Origin of the sequence: Kitasatospora sp. NPDC101157, from assembly GCF_044768255.1 — a bacterium.
Classification (GTDB): Bacteria; Actinomycetota; Actinomycetes; order Streptomycetales; family Streptomycetaceae; genus Kitasatospora.
The window spans coordinates 647,032-672,646 of sequence record NZ_JBIWPL010000001.1 but is presented as its reverse complement, the minus strand read 5'-3'; the positions used below and the strand labels follow the sequence as shown (position 1 = coordinate 672,646).

The 25,615-nt window shown below is 74.6% G+C and carries 19 protein-coding genes; 6 read left to right on the top strand and 13 right to left on the bottom strand.

Annotated elements, in window-relative coordinates; genetic code table 11:
• Positions 1-855 carry a bifunctional methylenetetrahydrofolate dehydrogenase/methenyltetrahydrofolate cyclohydrolase gene (locus tag ACIRVF_RS03085; RefSeq protein ID WP_402812763.1) on the bottom strand — a complete coding sequence of 285 codons (855 nt, stop codon included), beginning with the start codon at positions 853-855 and terminating at the stop codon, positions 1-3.
• Between the two features lie 534 nt (positions 856-1,389).
• On the opposite strand from ACIRVF_RS03085, the gene ACIRVF_RS03080 reads away from it, so the two are divergent.
• Complete coding sequence (locus tag ACIRVF_RS03080; RefSeq protein WP_402812760.1) at positions 1,390-1,992, top strand: hypothetical protein; 603 nt, start codon at positions 1,390-1,392, stop codon at positions 1,990-1,992.
• A 69-nt stretch (positions 1,993-2,061) separates the two neighbouring features.
• Here the strand turns inward: ACIRVF_RS03080 and purH are convergent, their stop codons facing one another.
• Positions 2,062-3,639: a bifunctional phosphoribosylaminoimidazolecarboxamide formyltransferase/IMP cyclohydrolase gene (gene purH, locus ACIRVF_RS03075; RefSeq protein ID WP_402812757.1), complete on the bottom strand. Its 1,578-nt coding sequence runs from the start codon at positions 3,637-3,639 to the stop codon at positions 2,062-2,064.
• Positions 3,636-4,295 carry a phosphoribosylglycinamide formyltransferase gene (purN, locus tag ACIRVF_RS03070; protein WP_402812754.1) on the bottom strand — a complete coding sequence of 220 codons (660 nt, stop codon included), beginning with the start codon at positions 4,293-4,295 and terminating at the stop codon, positions 3,636-3,638. Before purN ends, purH begins: the two co-directional genes overlap by 4 nt.
• Before the next feature lie 437 nt (positions 4,296-4,732).
• On the opposite strand from purN, the gene ACIRVF_RS03065 reads away from it, so the two are divergent.
• A complete protein-coding gene (locus ACIRVF_RS03065; RefSeq protein ID WP_402812751.1) occupies positions 4,733-5,368 on the top strand; it encodes a hypothetical protein in 636 nt (211 codons plus the stop codon).
• Positions 5,369-5,394: 26 nt separating this feature from the next.
• Here the strand turns inward: ACIRVF_RS03065 and ACIRVF_RS03060 are convergent, their stop codons facing one another.
• On the bottom strand, positions 5,395-6,906 hold the full coding sequence (locus ACIRVF_RS03060; RefSeq protein ID WP_402812749.1) for a DUF6350 family protein: 1,512 nt from the start codon (positions 6,904-6,906) through the stop codon (positions 5,395-5,397).
• A gap of 132 nt (positions 6,907-7,038) precedes the next feature.
• Here ACIRVF_RS03060 and ACIRVF_RS03055 point away from each other — a divergent pair, with 132 nt between their 5' ends.
• A complete protein-coding gene (locus tag ACIRVF_RS03055) occupies positions 7,039-8,808 on the top strand; it encodes a LuxR C-terminal-related transcriptional regulator (protein WP_402812747.1) in 1,770 nt (589 codons plus the stop codon).
• A gap of 58 nt (positions 8,809-8,866) precedes the next feature.
• On the opposite strand, the gene sucD is transcribed toward ACIRVF_RS03055, so the two are convergent.
• The 5 genes from sucD to ACIRVF_RS03030 form a co-directional block, all read right to left on the bottom strand.
• Complete coding sequence (sucD, locus tag ACIRVF_RS03050) at positions 8,867-9,751, bottom strand: succinate--CoA ligase subunit alpha (RefSeq protein ID WP_402812745.1); 885 nt, start codon at positions 9,749-9,751, stop codon at positions 8,867-8,869.
• Between the two features lie 18 nt (positions 9,752-9,769).
• Complete coding sequence (gene sucC, locus ACIRVF_RS03045) at positions 9,770-10,942, bottom strand: ADP-forming succinate--CoA ligase subunit beta (protein ID WP_380421368.1); 1,173 nt, start codon at positions 10,940-10,942, stop codon at positions 9,770-9,772.
• Between the two features lie 281 nt (positions 10,943-11,223).
• Complete coding sequence (locus ACIRVF_RS03040; protein WP_402812741.1) at positions 11,224-12,423, bottom strand: VWA domain-containing protein; 1,200 nt, start codon at positions 12,421-12,423, stop codon at positions 11,224-11,226.
• 29 nt (positions 12,424-12,452) lie between these two features.
• Positions 12,453-14,819, bottom strand: coding sequence for a DUF5682 family protein (locus ACIRVF_RS03035; RefSeq protein WP_402812738.1), 2,367 nt, complete (start codon positions 14,817-14,819; stop codon positions 12,453-12,455).
• Entirely contained in the window at positions 14,816-15,898 is a 1,083-nt protein-coding gene (locus tag ACIRVF_RS03030; protein WP_402812735.1) for an AAA family ATPase, read from the bottom strand. Before ACIRVF_RS03030 ends, ACIRVF_RS03035 begins: the two co-directional genes overlap by 4 nt.
• 180 nt (positions 15,899-16,078) lie before the next feature.
• Here ACIRVF_RS03030 and ACIRVF_RS03025 point away from each other — a divergent pair, with 180 nt between their 5' ends.
• On the top strand, positions 16,079-17,392 hold the full coding sequence (locus ACIRVF_RS03025; RefSeq protein WP_402812732.1) for an SWIM zinc finger family protein: 1,314 nt from the start codon (positions 16,079-16,081) through the stop codon (positions 17,390-17,392).
• An 11-nt stretch (positions 17,393-17,403) separates the two neighbouring features.
• The gene (locus ACIRVF_RS03020; protein ID WP_402812729.1) at positions 17,404-19,041 is read left to right on the top strand and encodes a DUF5691 domain-containing protein; all 1,638 of its coding nucleotides are present in this window, start codon (positions 17,404-17,406) and stop codon (positions 19,039-19,041) included.
• Between the two features lie 87 nt (positions 19,042-19,128).
• On the opposite strand, the gene ACIRVF_RS03015 is transcribed toward ACIRVF_RS03020, so the two are convergent.
• Positions 19,129-19,536 carry a cobalamin B12-binding domain-containing protein gene (locus tag ACIRVF_RS03015; RefSeq protein WP_270146517.1) on the bottom strand — a complete coding sequence of 136 codons (408 nt, stop codon included), beginning with the start codon at positions 19,534-19,536 and terminating at the stop codon, positions 19,129-19,131.
• A gap of 343 nt (positions 19,537-19,879) precedes the next feature.
• Here ACIRVF_RS03015 and ACIRVF_RS03010 point away from each other — a divergent pair, with 343 nt between their 5' ends.
• On the top strand, positions 19,880-20,665 hold the full coding sequence (locus tag ACIRVF_RS03010) for a M23 family metallopeptidase (protein WP_402812726.1): 786 nt from the start codon (positions 19,880-19,882) through the stop codon (positions 20,663-20,665).
• A gap of 31 nt (positions 20,666-20,696) precedes the next feature.
• Here ACIRVF_RS03010 and pcrA read toward each other — a convergent pair whose 3' ends face one another.
• From pcrA to ACIRVF_RS02995, 3 genes are all read right to left on the bottom strand, one after another.
• Positions 20,697-23,321: a DNA helicase PcrA gene (gene pcrA / locus ACIRVF_RS03005; protein ID WP_402812723.1), complete on the bottom strand. Its 2,625-nt coding sequence runs from the start codon at positions 23,319-23,321 to the stop codon at positions 20,697-20,699.
• 81 nt (positions 23,322-23,402) lie between these two features.
• Positions 23,403-24,080 (bottom strand): response regulator transcription factor, encoded by a 678-nt coding sequence (locus ACIRVF_RS03000; RefSeq protein ID WP_270146514.1) that lies wholly within the window; start codon positions 24,078-24,080, stop codon positions 23,403-23,405.
• Complete coding sequence (locus tag ACIRVF_RS02995; RefSeq protein ID WP_402812986.1) at positions 24,073-25,416, bottom strand: PspC domain-containing protein; 1,344 nt, start codon at positions 25,414-25,416, stop codon at positions 24,073-24,075. The genes ACIRVF_RS03000 and ACIRVF_RS02995 overlap by 8 nt, the downstream gene beginning before the upstream one ends.
• Between the last annotated feature and the right edge of the window lie 199 nt (positions 25,417-25,615).

Genomic DNA, 25,615 nt, shown 5'->3' with positions numbered 1-25,615 from the left:
TCAGACGCCGGCGCGGCGCTCGGCCGCCTCGACGATGTTGTTCAGCAGCATCGCGCGGGTCATCGGGCCCACGCCGCCGGGGTTCGGGGAGATCCAGCCGGCCACCTCGGCCACGCCCGGGTGGACGTCGCCCACGATCTTGCCCTCGCTGCGGCTGACGCCGACGTCCAGCACCGCGGCGCCCGGCTTGACGTCCTCCGGCTTGACCAGGTGCGGCACGCCCGCGGCGGCCACGATGATGTCGGCCTTGCGCAGGTGGGCGCCGAGGTCCCGGGTGCCGGTGTGGCACAGGGTGACGGTGGCGTTCTCGCTGCGGCGGGTCAGCAGCAGGCCGATCGAGCGGCCGACGGTGATGCCACGGCCGACCACGACCACCTCGGCGCCGTCGATCTGCACGTCGTGCCGGCGCAGCAGCTCGACGATGCCCAGCGGGGTGCACGGCAGCGGGCCCTCGATGCCCAGCGCCAGCCGGCCGAGCGAGGTCGGGTGCAGGCCGTCGGCGTCCTTGTCGGGGTCCATCAGCTCCAGGACCGGGTTCTGGTCCAGGCCCTTGGGCAGCGGCAGCTGGACGATGTAGCCGGTGCAGGACGGGTCGGCGTTGAGCTCGCGGACGACGTTCTCGACGTCCTCCTGGGTGGCGGTGGCGGGCAGCTCGCGCTGGATGGAGGCGATGCCGACCTCGGCGCAGTCCTTGTGCTTCCCGTTGACGTACCAGCGGCTGCCCGGGTCGTCGCCGACCAGGACGGTGCCGAGGCCGGGCGTGACGCCCTTCGCCTTGAGGGCCGCCACGCGGGCGGCGAGTTCGGACTTGATCGCGGCGGCGGTGGCCTTGCCATCGAGAATCTGGGCAGTCATGACCCCATTCTCCCGGATCGCGACCGCACCCCGTACCGGGGCGGCTCCCCGGCCGTTCGCGCGACGGCCTGGAGACCGGACGGGGGACCGGACGGGCGACCGGCCTGGAGACCGGACGGGTACGGAAGGTCCGCACCACGTTGCGGTTGCGCCACAGTCTCGGCCCGGCGCCCGCAACCGGCTGGACAGCGCGCCGCCGTCCGGACGACGATATGCGGGCATCCCCTGCCGCGACCCGGCCCGGTGACGGGCCGACGGATCCCGCGGCGGGGCGTACCCGGGGGAAAGAGCCAGTGATCCGACCACAGCAGTCCGCACAGCCAGACCGCCGCGGCGACGTCCTCACCGCGCCGTGCCCGTCCCGGCGTTCGATCACCCGCTCGTCACAGCACTGAGCCGGCCGCGCCCGTCACCGCCGCCGGGCTGTCACCGCGCTCCGGTACCGTCCCGTTCCGTCGGCGACCCGACTCGCCGGCCGCAACCGGGTCCTCCGCCGTCCCGTCCCCACGTCCCCGCAACTGCCCGGAGGCATCCATGAGTTACCCGCCCGACCCGAACAACCCGTACGGCCAGCCGCAGGCTCCCGGCTACGGCTACCCGCAGCAGGCCCCGCCGCCGGCCCCGGGTTACGGCTACCCGCAGCCGGTCGCCCCGGCGTACGGCTACGCGCCGGCCCTGCCGCAGGTCATGCCGGGCCTGGTGACCACCGCCCGGGTGCTGCTGTTCATCGTGGGCGGCACCCAGGTGCTGATCGCGCTCGGTTGCCTGATCGGAGCGGCGGCCACCAAGGACGCCGTCAACAAGACCTCGACGAGCAGCGACGACTTCATCTCCTCGATCGGCAACGCCGCCGCGGGCATCCTGGTCGTCGTCGGCATCGTGTTCGCGCTGGCTGCCGCGCTCTCCATCACGCTGGGCGCCAAGTACGGCAAGGGCGGCAACGCCGTCCGGATCACCACCATCGTCTACGGCGCGATCGCCTCGCTGTTCGGCCTGCTCGACCTGGTCAGCGGGATCGCCCAGAAGCTCACGGTGAACATCATCTTCGGCGGGCTCTGGGTGGCGATATGCGTCATCTGGATCACCGCCATGTGCACCCAGGACGGCGTCAACTGGTTCAACCGGCCGCGGTACTGACGGACGGCACGGAACACGGCGAAGCGGCCCGGCTCCCTCCTCGGAGGGGGCCGGGCCGCTTCGTGCCACTCAGTGGAAGAAGTGGCGCGCGCCGGTGAAGTACATCGTCACGCCGGCCTTCTCGGCCGCCTCGATGACCTGCTCGTCACGGATCGAACCGCCCGGCTGGACGATCGCGCGCACGCCGGCGGCGATCAGGATCTCCGGACCGTCCGGGAACGGGAAGAAGGCGTCCGAGGCCGCGTACGCGCCCTTGGCCCGCTCGCCGGCCCGCTCGACCGCCAGCTTGCAGGAGTCGACCCGGTTGACCTGGCCCATGCCGACGCCCACCGAGGCGCCGTCCTTGGCCAGCAGGATCGCGTTGGACTTGACGGCCCGGCAGGCGCGCCAGGCGAAGGCCAGCTCGGCCAGCTCGGCCGCCGGGAGCGCCTCGCCGGTGGCCAGCGTCCAGTTCGCCGGGTCGTCGCCCTCGGCCTGCACCCGGTCGGCGTCCTGGAGCAGCACGCCGCCGGAGATCGGGCGCACCTCCTGGCGGTTGGCCGGGGCCTCGGGGGCGACCAGCACCCGGATGTTCTTCTTGCGGGCCAGCACCTCGACCGCGCCGTCCTCGAAGGCGGGGGCCACGACGACCTCGGTGAAGATCGGGGCGATCTGCTCGGCCAGCTCGACGGTGACCGGGCGGTTGACCGCGATCACGCCGCCGTACGCGGAGACCGGGTCGCAGTCGTGCGCCTTGCGGTGCGCCTCGACGACGTCGGCGCCGGTCGCGATGCCGCACGGGTTGGCGTGCTTGATGATCGCGACGGCCGGCTCGGCGTGGTCGTACGCGGCGCGGCGGGCGGCGTCGGTGTCGACGTAGTTGTTGTACGACATCTCCTTGCCGTGCAGCTGCTGGGCGCCGGCCAGGCCGCCGGTGCCGTCGCTGTACAGCGCGGCGCCCTGGTGCGGGTTCTCGCCGTAGCGCAGCACGTTCTGCCGCTCCCAGGTGGCGCCGAGGAACTCGGGGAAGCTCTCGTCGCTGGGGGCGTAGCCGGCCTCGAACCAGGAGGCCACGGCCACGTCGTAGGCGGCGGTGTGGGCGAACGCGGCACCGGCGAGGCGCTTGCGGGTGGCCAGGTCGAAGCCGCCCTCGCGAACGGCCGTCAGCACGTCGTCGTAACGGGCCGGGTCGACGACCACGGCCACCGACGGGTGGTTCTTGGCGGCGGCGCGGACCATGCTCGGGCCGCCGATGTCGATCTGCTCGACGCACTCGTCCGGGGTGGCGCCCGAGGCGACGGTGGCCTTGAACGGGTAGAGGTTCACCACGACCAGGTCGAAGGGCTCGACACCGAGCTTGGCCAGCTGCGCGCGGTGCGACTCCAGGCGCAGGTCGGCGAGCACGCCGGCGTGCACGCGGGGGTGCAGCGTCTTCACGCGCCCGTCCAGGCACTCCGGGAAGCCGGTCAGCTCGGAGACCTCGGTCACCGGCACGCCGGCGGCGGCGATCCGGCCGGCGGTGGAGCCGGTGGAGACGATGGCGACCCCGGCGGCGTGCAGGCCCTGGGCCAGCTCCTCCAGACCGGTCTTGTCGTACACACTGATCAGCGCGCGACGGATCGGACGGATGTTCTCCGAAACGGGGGGCGTGGTGGAGCTCGCACTCATGCGGGGATCCATACCTTTCGGTCCTCGATGCGGTGACCTTCGCGGGCCAGCCGGCCCACGACGTCGACGAGCAGCTTGCGCTCGACAGTCTTGATGCGCTCGTGCAGCGCTTCGCCGCCATCGGCGTGGTCGGCGTCGACGATCTCGACGACGCCCTGCGCGATGATCGGCCCGGTGTCCACGCCGGCGTCGACCAGGTGAACGGTGCAGCCGGTGACCTTCACCCCGTACGCGAGCGCGTCGGTGACGCCGTGGGCGCCGGGGAAGGCGGGCAGCAGTGCGGGGTGGGTGTTGACGATCCGCCCGGCGAAGGCCGCGATGAACTCGGGGCCGAGGATCTTCATGAAGCCGGCCGTGACCACCAGGTCCGGCCGGTGGGCGGCGACGGAGGCGGTCAGCGCGCCGTCCCAGGCGGCCCGGTCCGCGAAGTCCTTGACGCGGTGGACGAAGGTCGGCAGGCTCGCCTTCTCGGCACGGTCGAGGCCGGCGATGCCGTCCCGGTCCGCGCCCACGGCCACGATCTCGGCGCCGTACGCCGGATCGGCCACGGCGTCGATCAGCGCCTGGAGGTTGGTGCCGGAGCCGGAGACCAGCACCACCAGGCGGGCCGGTCCGGGCGTACGGGGCGGGAAGAGCTGAGCGGGGGCGGCGGCCACTGCGCGATTCTCCGTAGGTCGGGCGCCGTCCGCTGGTACGTCCACCGGTGGTGGGGCCACTACGAACGGCAGGTCGAGCGAAGGGGAACACCAGGAGAACCCGCCGCGACGCGGGCCCCGGGGAACCTATCTGAGCTGCTGACCGTCACCACGATAACGGCTGGTCGGAGGGCCCCCGCACCCTGCCGGCGGCGCTACGCGCGTAGTTGAGACGGGGATCTCCTCGGGCCCGCCGCACCGGGGCCGCGCACGGCCCGTACGGGTTCGGGCAGGCCCCCGCCGGGCCCTCGAACGCTTGCGGGATCATTGGGAGGCGCGGGAGACCGCTCCGAACGCGCGACCCTCCGAACGAGCCGGCGCCGAGCCGGCACCGAGCCGGCACCGAGCCACGACCGAAGCCACCACTGAAGCCCCGACCGAGAAGGAACGGCTGAACCATGAGCAGCGGCGACGAGACCGACGAGCGCAACCCCTTCGCGCCGCCGCCGGCGGACGCCCCGGACCAGCCGTGGCGGCCGCGCAGCCCCTGGCCCGGCCAGGGCCCCGACGGCAACGGCGGGCAGGGTGGCCAGGACGGCGGTCAGGGCGGCGACCGTCCGCCGTTCCCGCCGCCGTGGGGCCAGGGCCTCGGCGACGGCCGCCCCGGCCGGGGCCCGCAGGCCCCGCAGCCGCCCCGGCTCGACCCCACCGACCCGATCCACCGCAAGGCCCGCAACGCCGCCCTGGCCGGACCCTTCGCGCTGGTCTGCCTGTTCGCCGGCTTCCACTGGATCGCGCTGCTGGTCGGGGTGCTCGGCATCGCCTGGGGCATCGGCGCGCTGCGGGCCAAGCGGCCCGCGGCCGCGGGCGGACCCGGCGGGATTCCGGCGCCGAACCCGCTCACCCCGGCCGCGCTCGCCGGAATCCTCACCGGCGCGATGACCGTGGTGGTCGCCACCTCGGTGATCGGGCTCGGCTACTACTACCAGGACTACGTGACCTGCGTGCGGGACTCGCTGACCAACGTCGGCGCCGAGAACTGCGACCGGTACGCCCCGCAGTGGTACGTGGACTTCACCGGGAACGCCGAGTAGCGCCCGGCAGGCCCTGGGCCACCGGCTCAACGAGTGGGGCGGCGCTGCCTGGACAGCCGCAGGACCAGGACGTGGGTACGGGCGCGCAGCCCAAGCGCACTCCGGCGCACCCGGACCGCGAGCCCGGCGCACGCGCCCTGCCCGGCCGCCGTGGGCGCGGCCCCGGCCGTGCCCCCGACACCGACGGCGAACCCGGCGTCCGCCGCGCGCTCGGTGTCGTCCGCACGCTCGACGTTCTGCGCAGGCTCGACGTCGTCCGCGTCCCCGGCGTCCATCGGGCCGAGCGCGCGGCGGCGGACCAGCAGGGCACCCGGTACGGCCACCGCGGCGAGCCAGCCCGCCGCCGCCAGGCCCGTCCACCACGGAACCGGCCCCAACCGGGCCATCCGCCCGGCCGCCAGCGCCCCGCCGGACAGCCAGCCCAGCGCCGCCGCTCCGGCGCCGAGCAGCAGCGCGGCCGCCAGGGCCGCGACCGCCGTGGCGGCGGGTGCCCAGGGACCGGCACCGGCCGGGGAACGGCGGCCCGCCGCCGCCCGGCCGAGCAGGACCGCGGGCACCAGCCCCGCCAGCAGCGGCAGCAGCAGCGCCGCCAGCCGCCAGCCGCCCGGGCCGCCCTCCTGGGGCAGCAGGGCGAACAGCGGGAACTCCGGCACCGCGCCGAGCTCCGTACCGCCCGGCGACACCAGCGTCCCGGCGCCGACCTCGAAGCCCGGGCCGAGCGCGTACGCCGTTCCCCACAGCACCGCGTTCGGCAGCAGCACCACGGTGAGCATCAGCAGCCCGGACAGCGCCGCGGGCCCGCGCCCGAGCAGCGCCATCCCCCGCCCGTCGCCGGCCCCCGCGTCCAGCGCCGCCGCCACCGCCACCAGCAGCCCGCCCGCCGCGACCAGCCCCGCCCCGGCCGCGGCGGCCGCCCGGCACACGGCGGGCATCCCGCCGACCGGCCGCCAGCCCGGCGGGAGCCGGTCGACCAGGAACCCGGTCCCGACGGCCTCCGGCCGGAGGGACCGCAGGAGCCCGAGGGGCCGGACGGACCGGACGCCCGCGGCCGTCGACAGCCCGGCGACCAGACCCACCACCAGCAGGTCCGTCAGCACCCGGCTGCGGAACAGCCCGGCACCCGCGCAGTGCAGCGCCACCACGACCGCCACCCCGCAGTACCCCGTCCACAGCGCCACCGGGCCGCCCCAGCGCGAACGCAGCCCGCGCCGCGACGCCACCGCCGCGCCCGCCCGGTACAACAGCACCACCACCAGGGCGCCGAGCAGTAGCGGAGTGACGGTCAGCGGGGCGTCGGCACTGCCACGCACCACCGGCGCGCCGTGCCCGAGCAGCCAGAGCACGCCCGCCAACCGGGTGGCAGCGGCCGCGTCCGAGTCGGCGTACGGCGTCGCCACCCAGAGCCCCAGCACCGGAACCCCGACCACCGCAAGACCGACCAGCGCCGTCCGCACCCCCGTCAACAGGTCGGCCAGCAAGGGGCGTCCGCCCAGTTCGCTCGGCACTTCCAGGAGCGGACGGCCCATCAGCTGCGTCATGCGCCTCATGGTGCCAAGGCGACTCGCCATGCTCCGTGAACCGGCAAACCGCCGCCGTGTCCCAGATTATTGTCTTATGCGCCTTTTCAGACCCTGCCCCCAAGCCGCCGCCGCCCCGGCCCGGAGCGTCTGATGTCCACGCCACCCACCCGTGTCCCCGATCCGCTGCGGAAGCTGACCCCCCGTGAGGCGGAAACCCTCTCCCACCTCGCCGCCGGCCACGGCCTCGACCACACGGCCGCCGCACTCGGCGTCACCCGCACGACCGCCCGCAGTTATCTCCACCGGGCCCTGCGCAAACTCGGCTGTCCCACCGAAGCCGCCGCCATCGCCCTCCTCAGAACCGCACCCTCCGTCAGCCCGGGCAGGCGCCCCGCGGCCGGCCCCACCGACCCCAACCGCACGCGAGTGGCCCCCACAGCCCCGGGAGAACGCAGCGGCATGACCCAGACCACCCCGACCCCGATCCCTGCGGAAGCCGACACCGGCGGCACCACGCCCTCCCCCACTGCCGCCCCCGCCCCGGGCCGTCCGGCCGGGGAACGGGCGCACCGCCCGCGCCGCGGCAGCGGCGCCCCCGGGCCGGGCCCGGCCCGGGCCGAGCGCAAGCAGGACCCGCCGAGCACGCGGGCCGGCAAGGCGGGGCCCACGCGAGGGGCGCCGTCGGCCTCCGCCGACCGGCCCGCCGCCCCCACCCCGAAGAAGAGCCGGCCCGCCGGCTCCGGGAAGGCGGCCGAGGCCGTGCCGAAGCCGACCCCCGCCCCCGTCCCCGCCCCCGCCCCCGCCGCCGTCCGCGCCGACCGCGTCGTTCCCAGGAGCACCGACCCCCGGGAGCGGATCAGTCGGGCGCTCACCGAGGCGGGGAACGGGCGGGACCTCTCGGAGGACTTCGAGGAGCTGTACGAGGACGCGCACACCCGCCTGGTGCAGCAGGTGTTCCTGCTGACGGCGTGCCGGCACCGGGCGGTGCACTGCGTGCGGCTGGCCTTCGGGGAGGCGCGGCGGGACTGGGGCGGAGTGGTCGGGTCGGGGGATCCGGAGGGGTGGGTGCGGGTGCGGGCGTGCGAGCTGGCGCTGTCGCCGTGGCGTCGGGGCGGGCCGCGGCGGGCGCACGCGTGGACCCTGCCGCACCGGCGGATCCAGGTCCGGCCGGCGGACGAGGCGCAGTCGGTCCTGCCGGACCACGACCGGCTGACCGACCGGGACAAGGCCCTGCTGAAGGCACTGCGGCGGCTGTCGCGGCCGCAGCGGCGGGCGCTGGTGCTGCACGACGGGCTGGGCCTGCCGGCGGCGGCGGTCGCGCTGGAGGTGGAGTCGACCCTGGCGGCGGCCGAGGGGCGGGTGTGGGCGGCCCGGGCGGCGCTGGCCCAGTGGGTGCCCGAGCTGGTGGGCCCGGATCCCGAGGCGCCGGGCTTCGCGGACGGCCTGAGCGGGCTGCTGCACCGGGCGGCGGTGCGGGGCTGCCCGGCGCCGCACCGGGCGCCGGTGCCGGTGCTGCGGGTCCGGCACCGGTTGTGGACGGCGAGCCGGACGGGCGCGGCGGTGCTGCTGACGGCCGCGGTGGGCGGGGCGGCGCTGGCGACGCTCGCCGGGATGCGGCCGGCGGAGCTGTTCCAGCGGCCGGAGCAGCCGGTGCCGGTGCTGTGCGTACCGGCCCCGAACGCGCCGGTGCCGGAGCCCGGGGTACCGCTGCTGCCGGGCGGGGCCCCGAACGGCATCACCAGTCTGTGGTGCAGTCCGACGCCGGGGCTGGAGGCGGTGGTGGCGGACCGGCAGCCGCAGGCGATCGCGCGCTGGGAACTGCCGGTGGCGGCCCGGGGCGCGGCCCCGCCCCCGCAGCAGGACCCGGCGGCCTGTCCGGCGTGGTCCCCGCTGCCGTGCGCCGCGGGTCCCCGGCGCTGAAACGGCGAGCGCCCCCGCCCACGGGGGGCGGGGGCGCTCACAGCGCGGGTGACGAGCGTCAGCCGGCGATGATCTCGCGAGCCAGGCGGGCGGTCTCGGACGGCGTCTTGCCGACCTTGACACCGGCGGCCTCCAGGGCCTCCTTCTTCGCCTGGGCGGTGCCCGAGGAGCCGGAGACGATGGCGCCGGCGTGGCCCATGGTCTTGCCCTCGGGGGCGGTGAAGCCCGCGACGTAGCCGACGACCGGCTTGGTGACGTGCTCGGCGATGTAGGCCGCGGCACGCTCCTCGGCGTCGCCACCGATCTCACCGATCATGACGATGATCTCGGTCTCCGGGTCCTCCTGGAAGGCCTTGAGGGCGTCGATGTGGGTGGTCCCGATGACCGGGTCACCGCCGATGCCCACGGCCGAGGAGAAGCCGATGTCGCGCAGCTCGTACATGAGCTGGTAGGTCAGGGTGCCGGACTTCGAGACCAGACCGATCTTGCCGGAGGTGGTGATGTCGGCCGGGATGATGCCGGCGTTCGACTGTCCGGGGCTGATCAGGCCGGGGCAGTTCGGGCCGATGATCCGGGTCTTGTTGCCCTTCGAACCGGCGTACGCCCAGAAGGCGGCGGTGTCGTGCACCGGAACGCCCTCGGTGATGACGACGGCCAGCGGGATCTCGGCGTCGATGGCCTCGATGACGGCGGCCTTGGTGAAGGCCGGCGGCACGAAGAGGACCGAGACGTCGGCGCCGGTCTCCTTCATGGCCTCGGCGACGGAGCCGAAGACCGGGATCTCGGTGCCGTCGACGTCGACCGTGGTGCCGGCCTTGCGCGGGTTGACACCGCCGACGATCTGGGTGCCGGAGGCGAGCATGCGGCGGGTGTGCTTCATGCCCTCGGCGCCGGTCATGCCCTGGACGATGACCTTGCTGTCCTTGGTAAGGAAGATAGCCATGGTGTTAAGTCCCCTTCCTTACTTGTTGGCCAGCTCGGCGGCGCGGTCGGCCGCACCGTCCATGGTGTCCACGCGCTGGACCAGCGGGTGGTTGGCGTCGTCGAGGATCTTGCGACCCAGCTCCGCGTTGTTGCCGTCCAGACGGACGACCAGCGGCTTGGTGACGTTCTCGCCCTTGCTCGCGAGGAGCTCCAGGGCCTGCACGATGCCGTTGGCGACCGCGTCACAGGCGGTGATGCCACCGAAGACGTTGACGAAGACCGACTTGACGTCGGGGTCGCCGAGGATGATCTCCAGGCCGTTCGCCATGACCTCGGCGGACGCGCCGCCACCGATGTCGAGGAAGTTGGCGGGCTTGACGCCGCCGTGCTTCTCACCGGCGTAGGCGACCACGTCGAGGGTGCTCATGACGAGGCCCGCGCCGTTGCCGATGATGCCGACCTGGCCGTCGAGCTTGACGTAGTTCAGGCCCTTGGCCTTGGCGGCGGCCTCCAGCGGGTTGGCCGCGGCCTTGTCCTCCAGGGCCTCGTGCTCGGGCTGGCGGAAGTCGGCGTTCTCGTCCAGGGAGACCTTGCCGTCGAGCGCGATGATCTTGCCGTCACCGGACTTGATCAGCGGGTTGACCTCGACGAGGAGGGCGTCCTCGGCGATGAAGACCTTCCACAGCTTCTGCAGGACCTCGGCGACCTGGTCGGCGACCTCGGCCGGGAACTTCGCCGCGGCGACGATCTCGGCGGCCTTCTCCGGGGTGCAGCCCTCGTTGGCGTCGACCGGGATCTTGGCGAGCGCGTCGGGGTTCTGCTCGGCGACGACCTCGATCTCCACGCCGCCCTCGACGCTGGCCATCGCCAGGAAGGTGCGGTTGGTGCGGTCCAGCAGGAACGAGACGTAGTACTCGTCCTTGATGTCCGCGGTCTGGGCCAGCATCACCTTGTGAACGGTGTGGCCCTTGATGTCCATGCCGAGGATCTGCTCGGCCTTGGCGACGGCGTCGGCCGGGTCGGCGGCGAGCTTGACGCCACCGGCCTTGCCTCGGCCACCCACCTTCACCTGAGCCTTGACGACGGCACGGCCGCCGAAGCGCTCCGCGATGGCGGCAGCGTCTGCGGCGGTCTCGATGACATCGCCGTCAAGCACGGGCACGCCGTGCTTGGCGAAGAGGTCCCTCGCCTGGTACTCGAACAGGTCCACGTGTTTGTCCTTGTTCGTGGTCGCGGATTGTGTCTCTACGAGCGTGCCACGGCAGGATCTTCGCTGCGGGTCGTCGGGGCGGTGCGGGTACGCAGAGGTACGGCCTTGCGGCCCACACAGCCACGGGCGCACACGTCAATCAACACGCGCGTCACGTCCGTCTGGCAGGTTATCCCCGTGGGACGGGCGTGTTCCGCCCGGGGCCTGCCCGGCTTGGGTGAGAACCGTCACAGATCGCCCCGTGGGCGCCGGACGGAACCGCGGCCCGGCGCGCGAGCGATTCACACGTTCGAGTGAAGTTGCGTCTCCCCCCGGTCGACGCCCTTGACCAGGTGCTGAGGGATCGGACGCTTCTCGATCGCCGCCGCCATGATCTCCGGGAAGACGTCCGGGGTGCAGGCGAAGGCCGGGGCGCCGAGCGCGGCCAGGGCCGCGGCGTGGGCGTGGTCGTAGGCCGGCGCACCCTCGTCGGAGAGCGCGAGCAGGGCGATGAACTGGACGCCGGCCGCCTTCATCGCGGCGACCCGCCGCAGCATGCCGTCCCGGATGCCGCCCTCGTACAGGTCGCTGATCAGCACCACGATCGTCTCGGACGGCCGGGTGATCTTCGACTGGCAGTAGGCGAGCGCGCGGTTGATGTCCGTGCCGCCGCCGAGCTGGGTGGCGAACAGCACGTCCACCGGGTCGGTGAGCTGCTCGGTGAGGTCGACCACCGAGGTGTCGAAGACGACCAGCCGGGTGTCCAGGGTGCGCATCGAGGAGAGCACCGCGCCGAACACCGCGGAGTGGACGACCGAGGGCGCCATCGAGCCGGACTGGTCGACGCAGAGGATGACGTCCTTCTTCACCGCGCGCCGGGCCCGGGCGTAGCCGACCAGCCGCTCGGGCACCACGGTGCCGTGCTCGGGCAGGTAGTTCTTCAGGTTGGCCCGGATCGTCCGGTCCCAGTCGATGTCCCGGTGGCGCGGCCGGTTCACCCGGGCGCTGCGGTCGAGGGCGCCGCCCAGGGTGGCCCTGGTCCGGTCGGCGAGCCGGCGTTCCAGGTCGGCGACCACCTTGCCGACCACGGCGCGGGCGGTCTCCCGGGTGGTCTCGGGCAGGGCGTGCTTGAGCGACAGCAGGGTGCCGACCAGGTGCACGTCCGGTTCGACGGCCTCCAGCATCTCCGGCTCCAGCAGCAGCCGGTCCAGGCCGAGCCTGGTGATCGCGTCCTGCTGCATCAGCTGGACGACGGTGGACGGGAAGTACTCCCGGATGTCGCCCAGCCAGCGGGCCACCTGCGGGGCCGAGCCGCCCAGCCCGGCGCTGCGGCGGCCGCCGCGGCCCGTACGAGCACCCTCGTCGGGGGCGCCCCGGTAGAGCGCGGCGAGGGCGCCGTCCATCGCGGCGTCGCGGCCGCGCAGGGTGCAGCCGGTGCCGTCGGCCTCGCCGCCGAGCACCAGGCGCCAGCGGCGCAGCCGTTCGTCGGTCGTGGTCGCCATCTCGTCCTCTCCTTCGACTTCGACCGGGGTCACGTGTTGCGGCCGGCGGGCCGGCGGGGGATCTCCGGGCGGGCGCCGAACAGCAGGGCCAGCACCGGAACGGCCGCGTCGGCGCGCTCCCGGTCGAGTTCGCCGGCCGCCTCGGGGGCCGCCGGGACCGCGCCGAGCGGACCGGACGCCACCCGGGCGCCGATGGTGGTGCGCACGCCCGCCTCCAGCCCGGCGAAGGTGCGCCGCAGCAACGGCAGCACGTCGGTGAACACCTCGTCGCCGACCCCGCCGAGCCACTCGTCCAGCAGGGCCGGCAGCCGGGGGTCGTGCAGCAGCAGGGCACCGCCGCCGGAGAGGAAGCCCTCGACCCAACCGGCCGCGTCCGCCGGGGCGTTGGCGACGGACAGCACCAGGCCCAGCCGCCGGCCGGCCTCCTCGGAGTCCAACCGGCCGTCGTCCAGCAGCAACCGGACGGCGCGGCCGCGCAGCAGCCCGGGGGCGCCGGTGGCCGGTCCGCCGGCGGGCTCGCGGCGGGCCAGCGAGCCCAGGGCGGCGGCCCAGCGGCCGGCCAGGCCGCCGGTGTCGGCCTCCGTGCCGTTCTCGGTGGGCGTGTCCGGGTCCAGCAGGGCGATCGCGCCGTGCACCTCGTCGATCCGGGCACGCATCGCCGCCGCGCTCCCGGCGTCCAGCCCGACGCAGGCGGTCGGCAGTCCGACGCAGACCCGTTCGGCCAGGCCCGCCGCGGCCCCGGCCAACGCCCCGTGGTCGGTGCCCCGCACGTCGCCGTAGCGCAGCGCGCGGACGAGCGCGGGCAGCGCGCCCGCCAGGTGCGCCACGTCGGTGTCCAGGGCCGCGCAGTCGGCGAGCACCCGCATCACGGCGGGCAGCGCGCCGGACAGCCCGGCCAGCAGGCAGGTCTCCACCAGGCCGGTCAGCTCGGCGAGTTCGACCGCGGCCCGGGCGGTGCCGACCGCCTTGTTGACGGCGGCCTCCTCGACGGTGGTGCCCCACTGGGCGGCCTCGGCGATCCGGACCGCGAACTCCGGCTGCCAGCACAGCCGCCAGCTCTCCCGGAACGTCCCGGTGGAGTTGACCGTCGAGCGGGCCGGCACGCCCCACTCGACGCCCAGCAGCCGAAGCCGGTGCAGCAGTCGCGAGCGGGCTGCGTCGGTGTCCTTGCGCAGGTCGAGGTCGAGGTCCCGGGGCGCGGCCCCGGGCCTGAGCCGCAGCGAGCGCTGCAGTCGGGCCAGGTCGCGCTGGAGCGGCACCGCCGGTGCGGTGTCCGGCACTTCGCCGAGCGCGTCGCCGACCACCAGGCGCTCCCGGACGAGCTCCAGGGCGACGTCCGATCCCTCGCAGAGCACCGCCCGGACGGCGTCCAGGGTCTCGGTCAGCCCGGCGAGCGGGCGGCCGCGCAGCACCGCCAGGGTCTCGGCGAGCCGGACCGCCTCGATCACATGGGCGGAGGAGACCGGATGGTCCTCGGCGCGCAGCAGCTCGGCGGCCCGGGTGAGCCAGCGCGGCACCGGGTCGCCCTCGGCGGTGAACAGGTGGTGGTACCAGCCGGGCGACTGGATGCCCGCGCCGTAGCCGGTGCCCTGGGAGAGCCGGCGGTGCGTCCACGGGATCCAGGTGATGTCCACCCGGGTCCTCCTCGGCAGGCCGGCGAGCAGCGCCCGGTCGTGGGCGACCGTCGGCATCGTCTCCAGCGCGGGGACGTGGAAGGCCCCGCAGACCACGGCGATCCGGCGGTGCCCGGCGCGGCGGGCGGCGCGGATCTGCTGGCGCATGTGGGCCTCGCGCAGCCGGTCCCGGCGGGACTCGCCGAGCCCCTCGGCGCGCAGCGCGCCCATCGCCTCGGCGACGGCGGCGAACGGCGCCAGCGCGTCCGCGCCGGGGGCGCGGTGCTCGACCACGTCCTCCCACCAGCGCTCCGGGTCGTCGTGACCGGCGGCCTCGGCGAGCAGCGCCAGTGGGTCGGCCGGCAGTTCGCCGGGGCCGGCCGCGTCGCCGCCGCCCTCGCTCCCGCCCCGGTCGCCCTCGCCCTCGTCGTCGCCGTCGCCGTCGCCGTCCGTGAACGGAGCGAAGCCGTACCCGGCGGGCAGGTCGATGAAGCGGACCGGCAGGTCGTGGTCCACGGCGTGGCGGATCGCGACCCACTCCGGGGAGAACTCGGCGTACGGCCAGAACGCGGCCTTCGCCGGGTCGTCCACCGCGTGGGCGAGCAGCGCGACCGGCGGCACCAGGTCCTTCCCGGCGGCGAGGTGGACGACGGCGTCGGCCTCCGCCGGGCCCTCGATCAGCACCGCGTCCGGCCGCCACTGCGCCAGTGCGGCGGCCACCGCCCGGGCCGAGCCCGGGCCGTGGTGCCGGATGCCCAGCAGGGCGACCTGGGCTCCGTTCACGCCGTCACCTCGCGGGCGGCGCGGTAGAAGTCCTTCCAGCCGTCGCGCTCGCGCACCACCCCTTCGACGTACTCGCGCCACACCGCCCGGTCGGCGACCGGGTCGCTGACGACGGCGCCGAGGATGCCGGCCGTCACGTCCCCGGCGCGCAGCACGCCGTCGCCGAAGTGGGTGGCCAGGGCCAGGCCGTTGGTCACCACCGAGATCGCCTCGGCGGTGGAGAGGGTGCCGCTCGGGGTCTTGACCTTCGTCCGGCCGTCCACCGTGAGGCCCGCCCGCAGCTCGCGGAAGACCGTCACCACGCGCCTGATCTCCTCGGCTCCGCCCGGCAGTTCGGGCAGGTCGAGGGAGCGGCCGAGCTGGTTGACCCGGCGGGTGACGATGTCGACCTCCTCGTCCAGCGAGCCCGGCAGCGGCAGCACCACGGTGTTGAAGCGGCGGCGCAGCGCGCTGGACAGCTCGTTGACGCCGCGGTCGCGGTCGTTGGCGGTGGCGATCACGTTGAAGCCGCGCACGGCCTGGGTCTCGCCGCCCAGCTCCGGTACCGGCAGCGTCTTCTCGGACAGGATGGTGATCAGACTGTCCTGCACGTCGGCCGGGATGCGGGTGAGCTCCTCGACCCGGGCGAGCTTGCCGTCCGCCATTGCCCGCATCAGCGGCGAGGGCACCAGGGCGTCCCGGCTGGGACCGTGGGCGAGCAGCTGGGCGTAGTTCCAGCCGTACCGGACGGCCTCCTCCGGGGTCCCGGCGGTGCCCTGCACCAGCAGCGTGGAATCACCGCTGATCGCGGCCGCCAGGTGCTCGGACACCCAGGTCTTCGCGGTGCCGGGCACGCCGAGCAGCAGCAGCGCCCGGTCCGTCGCCAGGGTGGTGACGGCGACCTCGACGATCCGGCGCGGGCCGATGTACTTGGGGGTGATCCGGGTGCCGTCCGGCAGCTCGCCGCCGAGCAGGTACGTCGCCACGGCCCACGGCGAGAGCTTCCAGCGCTCCGGGCGCGGACGGTCGTCCTGGGCGGCCAGCGCGGCCAGTTCACCGGCGAAGGCGTCCTCGGCGTGCTGCCGCAGAACGTCGGTCATCGGGGGCTCCTTCGGGTCGGCCACCGGGCACACGGATGCCCGGGCGGCAAGGTCGTCGGGGGGAGCCAGGTCGGCGTCCCGGCCTGTGGGAACCACCTTGCAACGTGCCACTGACAACGGCCGGCCCGGCTCCGGACGGGCAGTCAGCCGCTGTCAGTGCCCCCGCCTACCGTCGGTCGCATGGAGGAACGCTGGAGCACCGAACACGTCCTGTCCCTGGCGCCTGACGCCGCGTCGCAGAAGGCCGCGGGCAAGCTGTCCTCGGCCGCGCCCTGGTCCGGGACGGGCACCGACGGCGCCGCACTCTGGGGCGAGTGCCGGGGCAGCGGCCGCACGCCGTACCGCACCGTGATCGAACTCGCCACGCCCGCCTACCAGTGCAGCTGCCCCAGCCGGAAGTTCCCGTGCAAGCACGCGCTCGGGCTCCTCCTGCTGTGGAGCGGCGCCCCCGATGCCGTGCCGGCCGGCGAGCCCGCCGACTGGGCGGCCGAGTGGCTCCTGGCCCGCCGCGAGCGCGCCGAGAAGCGCGCGGCACCCCCGGCCGACCCGGAGGCCGCCCGCCGCCGGGCCGAACGGCGCGGCGCCCGGGTCGCGGCCGGGGCGGCCGAGCTGCGGCTGCGCCTGGCCGACCGGATCCGGCACGGCCTCGCCGACCGGTCCACGGCCGGGCCGTGGGAGGAGGTCGCGGCCCGGATGGTCGACGCCCAGGCCTCCGGACTGGCCACCCGGGTCAGGGAGTTGGACACCCTCCCGGAGGAGCGGATGCTGGAGGAGTACGCGATGCTCCACCTGCTGGCCACCGCCGCCACCCGGATCGACGAGCTGCCGCCCGAGCTGGCCGCCACCGTCCGCGCCCGGGTCGGCTACACCGTGGACGCCGCCGAGGTGCTCGCCGGGCCGACCGTCCGGGACCGCTGGCTGGTGCTCGGCAGCCGCACCGTGCCGATGGAGGGGGGCTCCGACGAGCGGCTCACCACCCGCCGGGTCTGGCTGCGCGGCGCCAAGACCGGGCGCCCCGCCCTGCTGCTGGCCTTCGGCCGCCCCGGCCAGGCCCCCGACCTCGCCCTGCCCACCGGCCACCTGCTGGAGGCCGAACTCGCCTACCACCCCGGCGCCCGCCCGCTGCGCGCCGCGCTCGGCACCCGCTACGGCGCCCCCGAGCCCGGCCCGGCCGCCCCGCCCGCCGGACTCACCGTCGCCGAGGCGGTCGCCGGGTACGGCACCGCGGTGGCCGACGACCCGTGGCTGGACAGCTGGCCGACCGTGCTCGCCGGGGTCGTCCCGGTCCGCACCCCGGACGGCTGGCACCTGACGGACGGCCACCACACCGTTGCCGTCCGCCCCTCGGCCGTCCCGGAGGCGGCGCTGTGGCGGCTGGTCGCGGTCTCCACCGGCCGCCCGCTGACGGTCTTCGGGGAGTACGGGCACCAGGGCTTCGCCCCCGTCACGGCCTGGTCCGCCGAGCACCGCCCGGTCGGCCTCACTTCGGCATAGGAGAGCCCAGAATGACGATCACCCAGGACCCGTGGGAGCCCCTGCGGACCAGTGCCCTGCTCGGCACCGACCGGCGCCCGCTCCCGGCCACCGCGCTGCCGCTCGCCGAGGCCGTGGACCCGTCCGACCCGGCCACCGCGCTGCTGGAGCTGGCCGCGCTCGCCACCGTGCGCCGCCGCGCCGGTGCCCTGCCCGTACCGGCCGCCGGGCCGCCCGGGCCGCCCGCGCCCGAGGACCCCCGCCCCGAGATGCCGGAGGCCGCCGCCCGCCGGCTGGCCGTCCTCCTGGCCGGGCGCACCGGCGGCAGCGGCGGTGCCGGCGGCACCCTGGCCAACCTGGCCGAGCTGCTGCCGCAGTGGCTCACCACCGCCCGGTCCGAGGGCCTGCGGCCGCCCGCCGCGCTGATACCCGCGCTGCTCGACGCCGCCCGCGCGCGCAGCGAACTGCGCGGCGACGCCGTCGCGCTGGCCGGTCCGCTGGGCCGCTGGCTGGCCTCGCAGAACCCGGACTGGCGGTTCGTGCTGCGCACCGCCGCCCCCGAGCCGGACCACCGGCCGGACGACCCCTCCGACCACCGGCTGTGGCACGAGGGTCTGTTCGCCGAGCGGGTCACCCACCTCACCCTGCTGCGCCGCCGGGATCCGGCCGCCGGGCTGGAACTGCTGCGCAGCACCTGGGCCACCGAGCGCGCCGAGGACCGGCTGCTCTTCCTGGACGCCCTGCAGGACGGTCTCTCCCCCGCCGACGAGCCCTTCCTGGAGGCCGCCCTGGGCGACCGCAGCAAGAACGTCCGCGCCACCGCCGCCGAACTGCTCTCCACCCTGCCCACCTCGGCGCTCGCCCGACGGATGGCGGGGCGGGCCCGCGCCGCCGTCCGGCTGGCCGACGGCGGCACCCACCTGCTGGTCACTCCGCCCGTCGAGTGCGACGAGGGGATGCAACGCGACGGCATCGCCCCCAAGTCCCCCACCGGGCGCGGCGAACGGGCCTGGTGGTTCGGTGAGGTGGTGGCCGCCGCACCGCTGGCGGTCTGGGCGGAGAGCACCGGGATGACGCCCGAGCAGCTGCTCGCCCTGCGGGTCGGCGACAGCGTGGACGAGACCAGCAGCAGCTGGGCCGACGACCTGCGCGAGGCCTGGGCGCGCGCCGCCGTGCGCCAGCACGACGCCGACTGGGCAAGGGCGCTGCTCGGCCCGGCGCCCGTCCCGCCGGTCCGTGGCAGCGGCCGGGCCCGGGGCGCGCGCGTCACCGGTGCCCCGTCCAAGCTGCTGGCCGTGCTGCCGCCCGAGGAGCGGGCCGCCTGGACGGCCGCCTTCATCGAGGTGCACGGCCTGGGCGACGCCTTCCAGCTGCTCGGCGCCTGCGCGACCCCGTGGACGCCGCCGCTGTCCACCGCGGTGGTGAGGGCGCTGGCCCGGGCCGCGGCCTCCGGTGCCTACCCGTGGAGCCACAGCGGGGTGCTCGGGATGACGGAACGCGCGCTCGCCCCGGAGACGGCCGCCGCGGTGGAGGAGCTGGCCGCCGGGGCCTCGCCCGAATCGGCCTGGTCGGAGACCTTCGCCCGGCTGGCCGGGACCCTGCGGTTCCGGGCCGCGATGCTGGACGAACTGACGGGCCGAGAACAGGGCAGCCGCGAACAGGGCAGCTGAGAACGAGGCAGCTGAGAACAGAGCGGCCGAGAGGGACCGAGCGGGCCGGTCCGCACCAGGACCGGCTCGCTCGACGGCTGGGGTCGGTCAGCCGGCCGCGCGCAGGTTGGCCTCGACCCAGGCGACCACGTCCCGGGTGGGCGTGCCCGGGGTGAAGATGTCCGCGACGCCCATCGCCTTGAGCTCGGCGATGTCCTCGTCCGGGATGATCCCCCCGCAGAAGACCTTGATGTCCGCCGCGTCGCGCTCCTTCAGCAGCTCCAGCACCCGGGCGCACAGCGTCATGTGGGCGCCGGACAGGATCGACAGCCCGATGCCGTCCGCGTCCTCCTGGATCGCGGTGTCGACCACCTGCTCGGGCGTCTGGTGCAGCCCGGTGTAGATGACCTCCATGCCGGCGTCGCGCAGGGCGCGCGCGATGACCTTGGCACCACGGTCGTGACCGTCGAGTCCCGGCTTGGCGACCACCACACGGATCGGCCCCGACACACTCATCACTGCCTCCTGGACCTCGTCGTCCATCATCCGACCGGACCTCGTGGGCCCACGGGTGCGGTTGACGCGGTTAACGCTCGATAACCAACCAACCTGAGGGGAGATTAGCGCCACCCGGCCCGGTTGGCCGCGCCGCCTCCCAAGAGGAGGGCAAAGTCACAGCCGCAGGCCTTGCTACCAGTGGGTACACCTCTCCGCGGACCCGCCGTACAGAGTCGGCGCGCCCCCCGCCCGCCCCCTTGACAACCGGCGGTTTTTCCGGGGCATCGGGCCTGGGACTACAGTCACCGCTGTTCACCTCACACGATGACGTGCCCGAGGCCCACCGAGGAGGCAGCCCCCGATGGCTCCCGAAGCAGCCGCCCGTCCGACCCGTGCGGAGCTGCGCCTCGCCGCCCGCGAGCAGTCCCGTGCCCAGCGCCGCGGCGCCGCCAGGGCGGCCACCCGGGCCGCGCTGTTCCGGGTCGCCGTCCCGTCGGTGGCCGCGCTCGGGGTCGCGGGGGCGGCGGGGGTCACGGTGGTGCAGGAGCAGGCCGACCAGGTGCCCGCGCAGGCCTCGGCGGCCGACGCCCCCGACCCGACGGCCACGCAGCAGGCGGCCCGGCAGGCCGACGCCGACCGGGCCGCCCAGGCCTCCCGCGGCGACGCCCGACAGCCGCTGAGCGGCGCCCAGCCCGGCGACGGACAGCCCACCGCCACCCCGACCGCCCAGCCGACGGCCGAACCGGCCAAGCCCAAGGTGGTCATGCCGGTCGCCCAGCACGGCCTCGGCGAACTGTTCGGCGCCGCCGGCACCCACTGGATGAACCGTCACACCGGCATCGACTTCCCGGTCGACGGCGGCTCCGAGGTGTACGCCGTCACCGACGGCACGATCCGGACGCAGTGGAACCCGTTCTACGGCTACATGTCGATACTGAAGATGCCGGACGGCACCGAGGCGTGGATGTGCCACCTGCGGGCGTACAAGGTCCGCAAGGGGCCGGTGAAGCAGGGCGACGTGATCGCGTACGTCGGCAGCAGCGGCAACAGCACCGGACCGCACCTGCACTTCGAGATCCGGCCGCCGGGCAGCGGGCCGGTCGACCCGCTGCCCTGGTTCCTCTCGAACGGACTGGACCCGCGTTAGGGCCCGTCCCCCGGATCCCCGCCGGCGCCGGTCAGAGCTTCTCGACCGGCGCGTAGCGCAGGACCAGCCGCTTGCGGCCGCCGGAGCCGAAGTCCACCTCGGCCTGCGCGTTGTCGCCGACACCCGTCACGCCCGTCACCGTGCCCAGCCCGAAGGTGTCGTGGGTGACCCGGTCGCCGACCGCGAGCGCGACGACCTCGCGGTCCACGACCTTGCCGGTGCGCCGCGCCGACTGCCCCCAGCCCGCCTTCGGCGAAGCCGCCGAGGACCCGGCGGAACGCGAACTCCCGCCCCCGGACGAGGACTTGCCCCAGGACGAGCCCGAGGAGAAGCCGCGCTGGACCGGCGCCTGCGCGGCCCCCGTCCGCTTCCACTCGACCAGCGTCTCCGGGATCTCCTCCAGGAAGCGCGAGGCCGGGTTGTAGGCCGGCTGTCCCCAGGCGCTGCGCAGCACCGAGCGGGTCAGGTAGAGCCGCTCGCGGGCCCGGGTGAGTCCCACGTACGCGAGCCGGCGCTCCTCCTCCAGCTCCTTGACCTGGTTGAGCGCCCGCATGTGCGGGAAGATCCCGTCCTCCATGCCGGTCAGGAAGACCACCGGGAACTCCAGGCCCTTGGCGGTGTGCAGGGTCATCATCGTGATGACGCCCTGACCCTCCTCGTCCTCGTCCGGGAGCTGGTCCGAGTCGGCGACCAGCGCGACCCGCTCCAGGAAGTCGGCCAGCGAGCCGACCGGCGGCGCGCCGTCCTCGCCGGCGTCCGGGCGCTCGCCCGGGTCCTGCTCGTACTCCAGCGCCACCGAGGCCAGCTCCTGGAGGTTCTCCACCCGGGTCTCGTCCTGCGGGTCGGTGGACGCCTGGAGCTCGGCCAGGTAGCCGGTCTCCTCCAGGACGGCCTCCAGCACCGCCGCCGGGCCCGCGCCCGACTCGACGACCTGGCGCAGCCCGGCCATCAGGGTGTTGAACTTCTTGACCGCGTTGGCCGAACGCGCGGCCATCCCGTACGCCTCGTCCACCCGCACCAGCGCCTGGGCGAAGGAGATCCGCTCCCGTGCTGCCAGCGCGTCGATCATCGCCTCGGCCCGCTCGCCGATGCCGCGCTTGGGCACGTTGAGGATGCGGCGCAGCGGCACGGTGTCCTCCGGGTTGGAGAGCACCCGCAGGTACGCCAGGACGTCCCGGACCTCCTTGCGCTCGTAGAAGCGCACCCCGCCGACCACCTTGTACGGCAGGCCGACCCGGATGAACACCTCCTCGAACACGCGGGACTGGGCGTTGGTGCGGTAGAAGATCGCGACGTCGCCGGGCCTGGCCTCGCCCTTGTCGGTGAGCCGGTCGATCTCGTCGGCGACGAACTGGGCCTCGCCGTGCTCGTCGTCCGCGACGTAGCCGATGACCTTCTCGCCGTGCTCGCCGGCCGTCCAGAGCTTCTTCTCGCGCCGGTTGGCGTTGCGCTCGATCACGGCGTTGGCGGCGCTCAGGATGGTCTGGGTGGAGCGGTAGTTCTGCTCCAGCAGGATCGTGGTCGCGTTCGGGTAGTCCTCCTCGAACTGGAGGATGTTGCGGATGGTCGCGCCGCGGAAGGCGTAGATCGACTGGTCCGCGTCACCGACCACGCACAGCTCGGCCGGCGGCACCTCGGCCAGCCGCCCGGCGGCCGGGTTCACGAAGTCCCCGTCCGCGGTGCGCCGGGGCGCGGTCGCGACGGATCCGCCGCTCAGCTCCCGGACCAGCATGTACTGGGCGTGGTTGGTGTCCTGGTACTCGTCGACCAGGATGTGCCGGAACCGGCGGCGGTAGTGCTCGGCGACGTCCGGGAAGGCCTGCAGCAGGTTCACCGTCGTCATGATGATGTCGTCGAAGTCCAGCGCGTTGGCCTCGCGCAGCCGCCGCTGGTAGAGCGCGTACGCCTCGGCGAGCTTCTTCTCCATCGGGTTGGCGGCCTGGTCGGCGAAGGTCTCCTCGTCGATCAGCTCGTTCTTGAGGTTGCTGACCTTCGCCGTGAAGGACTTCGGCGGGAACTGCTTCGGGTCCAGGTCGAGGTCGCGGCAGACCAGCGACATCAGCCGCTGGGAGTCGGCCGAGTCGTAGATCGAGAAGCTGGAGGTGAAGCCCAGTTGCTTGGACTCGCGGCGCAGGATGCGCACGCACGCGCTGTGGAAGGTGGACACCCACATCGCCCGGGCGCGCGGGCCGACCAGCGCCTCGACGCGCTCACGCATCTCGCCGGCCGCCTTGTTGGTGAAGGTGATCGCCAGGATCTCGCCCGGCTGCACCCCGCGGGCGCCCAGCAGGTGGGCGATCCGGTGGGTCAGCACCCGGGTCTTGCCGGAGCCCGCGCCGGCCACGATCAGCAGCGGCGAGCCGGCGTGCAGGACGGCCTCGCGCTGCGGGTCGTTCATCCCCTCCAGCAGCTGCGCCGGGTCGACCACCGTACGGGCGGCGCCGTTGCGGTACCAGGCGTCCCGCGCGGCCTCCGCGGCGTGGTCGGTGTGGAACAGCCCCTCCGGGATCGCCTCCTCGTACGCGTCGTACGGGACCTCGTCCTCGTACGGCGGGGGCTCCTCGTCGATCGCGTCGGCGGGCACGGCGGGCTGCTTCGACCCGGCGGCGGGTGCCTCGAAACCGGGGAGCGGGAGGTCGTCAAAGAGGCTACTCATGGCACATCGAGTCTATGGCCACCCACCGACAAGCCCGTCCGTCCCGGGGAATCCGGGACGGACGGGCTCGGCGGAGAGGGATCAGACCAGGCGGCGGGCGGTGGCCCAGCGGGTGAGCTCGTGGCGGTTGCTGAGCTGGAGCTTGCGCAGGACGGCGGAGACGTGGCTCTCGACGGTCTTCACCGAGATGAAGAGCTGCTTGGCGATCTCCTTGTAGGCGTAGCCGCGGGCGATCAGCCGGAGCACCTCGCGCTCGCGCTGGGTGAGGCGGTCCAGGTCCTCGTCCACCGGCGGGGTGTCGGTGGCGGCGAAGGCGTCCAGCACGAAGCCGGCCAGCCGGGGCGAGAAGACCGCGTCGCCGTCGGCGATCCGGAAGATCGCGTCCACCAGGTCGGTGCCGGTGATGGTCTTGGTGACGTAGCCGCGCGCGCCGCCGCGGATGACGCCGATGACGTCCTCGGCCGCGTCCGAGACCGACAGCGCCAGGAACTTCACCCCTCCCTGCTCGCCCATCACGCCGACCGAGCGGCGCAGCACCTCGACGCCGCCGCCGCCGGGCAGGTGGACGTCGAGCAGCACCACGTCCGGCCTGGTCTCGGCGACCACGCGGACCGCCGAGTCCACGTCGTCGGCCTCGCCCACCACGTCGATGCCGGTCACCTCGGTGCGGCCTATCTCGGCCCTGACCCCCGTCCGGAACATCCGGTGGTCGTCCACCAGGACGACCCTCGCCGTGCGCTCCGGCGCTGCCTCAGTCATTCGTTCTCTCCATCTCCAGCTCGACCTCGGTGCCGCCGCCCGCCGCCGGCCGCACCCGAGCGGTGCCGCCGTGGCGCTTCATCCGGCCGATGATCGACTCCCGTACGCCCATCCGGTCCTCGGGCACCGTGTCGGGGTCGAAGCCGGGGCCGTGGTCGCGGACGAACACCGACACCGTCCTCCCCTCGACCTCGGCGTAGACCTGGACCGGTCCCCCGCCACCGTACTTGGCCGCGTTGACGGTCGCCTCCCTCGCGGCCTGCATCTGTGCCGCGATCTTCTCGTCCATCGGGCAGTCGCCGACGATCACCAGCTCGACCGGGACTCCGTGCCGGTCCTCGACCTCGGCGACGGCGGCCCGCAGGGTCTCCGCCATGGTGTCCGGCGCGGCCTCGGCGGCGGCCTCGGGGCGGTACAGCCACAGCCGCAGCTCGCGCTCCTGGGAGCGGGCCAGGCGCAGCACCTCCTTGGGGTCCTCGGCCCGACGCTGGATCAGGGTGAGGGTGTGCAGCACCGAGTCGTGGATGTGCGCGGCGATCTCGGCGCGCTCCTGGGCGCGGATGCGGGCGGTGCGCTCGGCACCGAGGTCCTGCCACAGCCTCAGGCCGTACGGGCCGAGCAGCACCAGCACCCCGGCCAGCACGGCCAGCGAGGCCTGGACCACCGAGCCGAGGGTGGAGCCGCTGCCCTGCATCGCGAGCAGCGCGATGGTGCCGGCCACCGCGAGCAGCACGCCGGCGCCGACCCGGGTGTAGGCGCTGCGCCGCTTCTCGCCCTCCATGCCGAACCAGCGCTGCCAGCGCGAGTCGTCGGCCTGCCGCCAGACCAGCGCGACGCCGACGCCGATCGCCAGCAGCGGCCAGGTGTACGGCTTGGCGGTCTGCCAGCCGAGCACGTTCAGCAGGGCGATCAGGCCGATCACGACCATGACCAGGGCGGCGAGCTGGCCGATGCCGCCCTGCCCGGCCTTGGCGGCGGGCCGCGTCCCGGTCTCGTCCTCGCCCCCGACCGCGGGGGCCGCGGTGACCGGCTCTCCCTGCAACGCGTGCTGGAGCAGTACGCGCAGCCGGCCGATCCAGCCGCCGCCGGGCTTGGTCAGCGGCGTGCCCGGCCGCAGCCAGGGTGAGGTCGGGATGTAGACGCCGTTGACGTTCACCCAGTGGGTGCCGCCGCGCTGGGAGGGCTCGCCGATGCCGATCGGCACCACGAACCAGAACGCCGCGTACAGCAGCGCGCCGATCCCCTGGGCGAAGAAGAGCAGTACGAAGGCCAGCCGCACCCAGCGGACCGGCAGGCCGAGGTGCACCGCCAGGCCGTTCGCGACGCCGCCCAGCATCCGTCCCTGCGGGCTGCGGTAGAGCCGCCGGTACGGCGGGCGCCCGCCGTCGGGCACGTTGGGGTCGGCGCCGGCCGACGCCGCGGCGTCGGGGGCGAGGGGGCGGGGATCGGTACCGGGTGCTGCCACGCCACCGATGGTTCCACGCGGGCGCCTTCGGGCGCATCAGGGTGTTGCCCCCACGCTTATCAGGGACAAG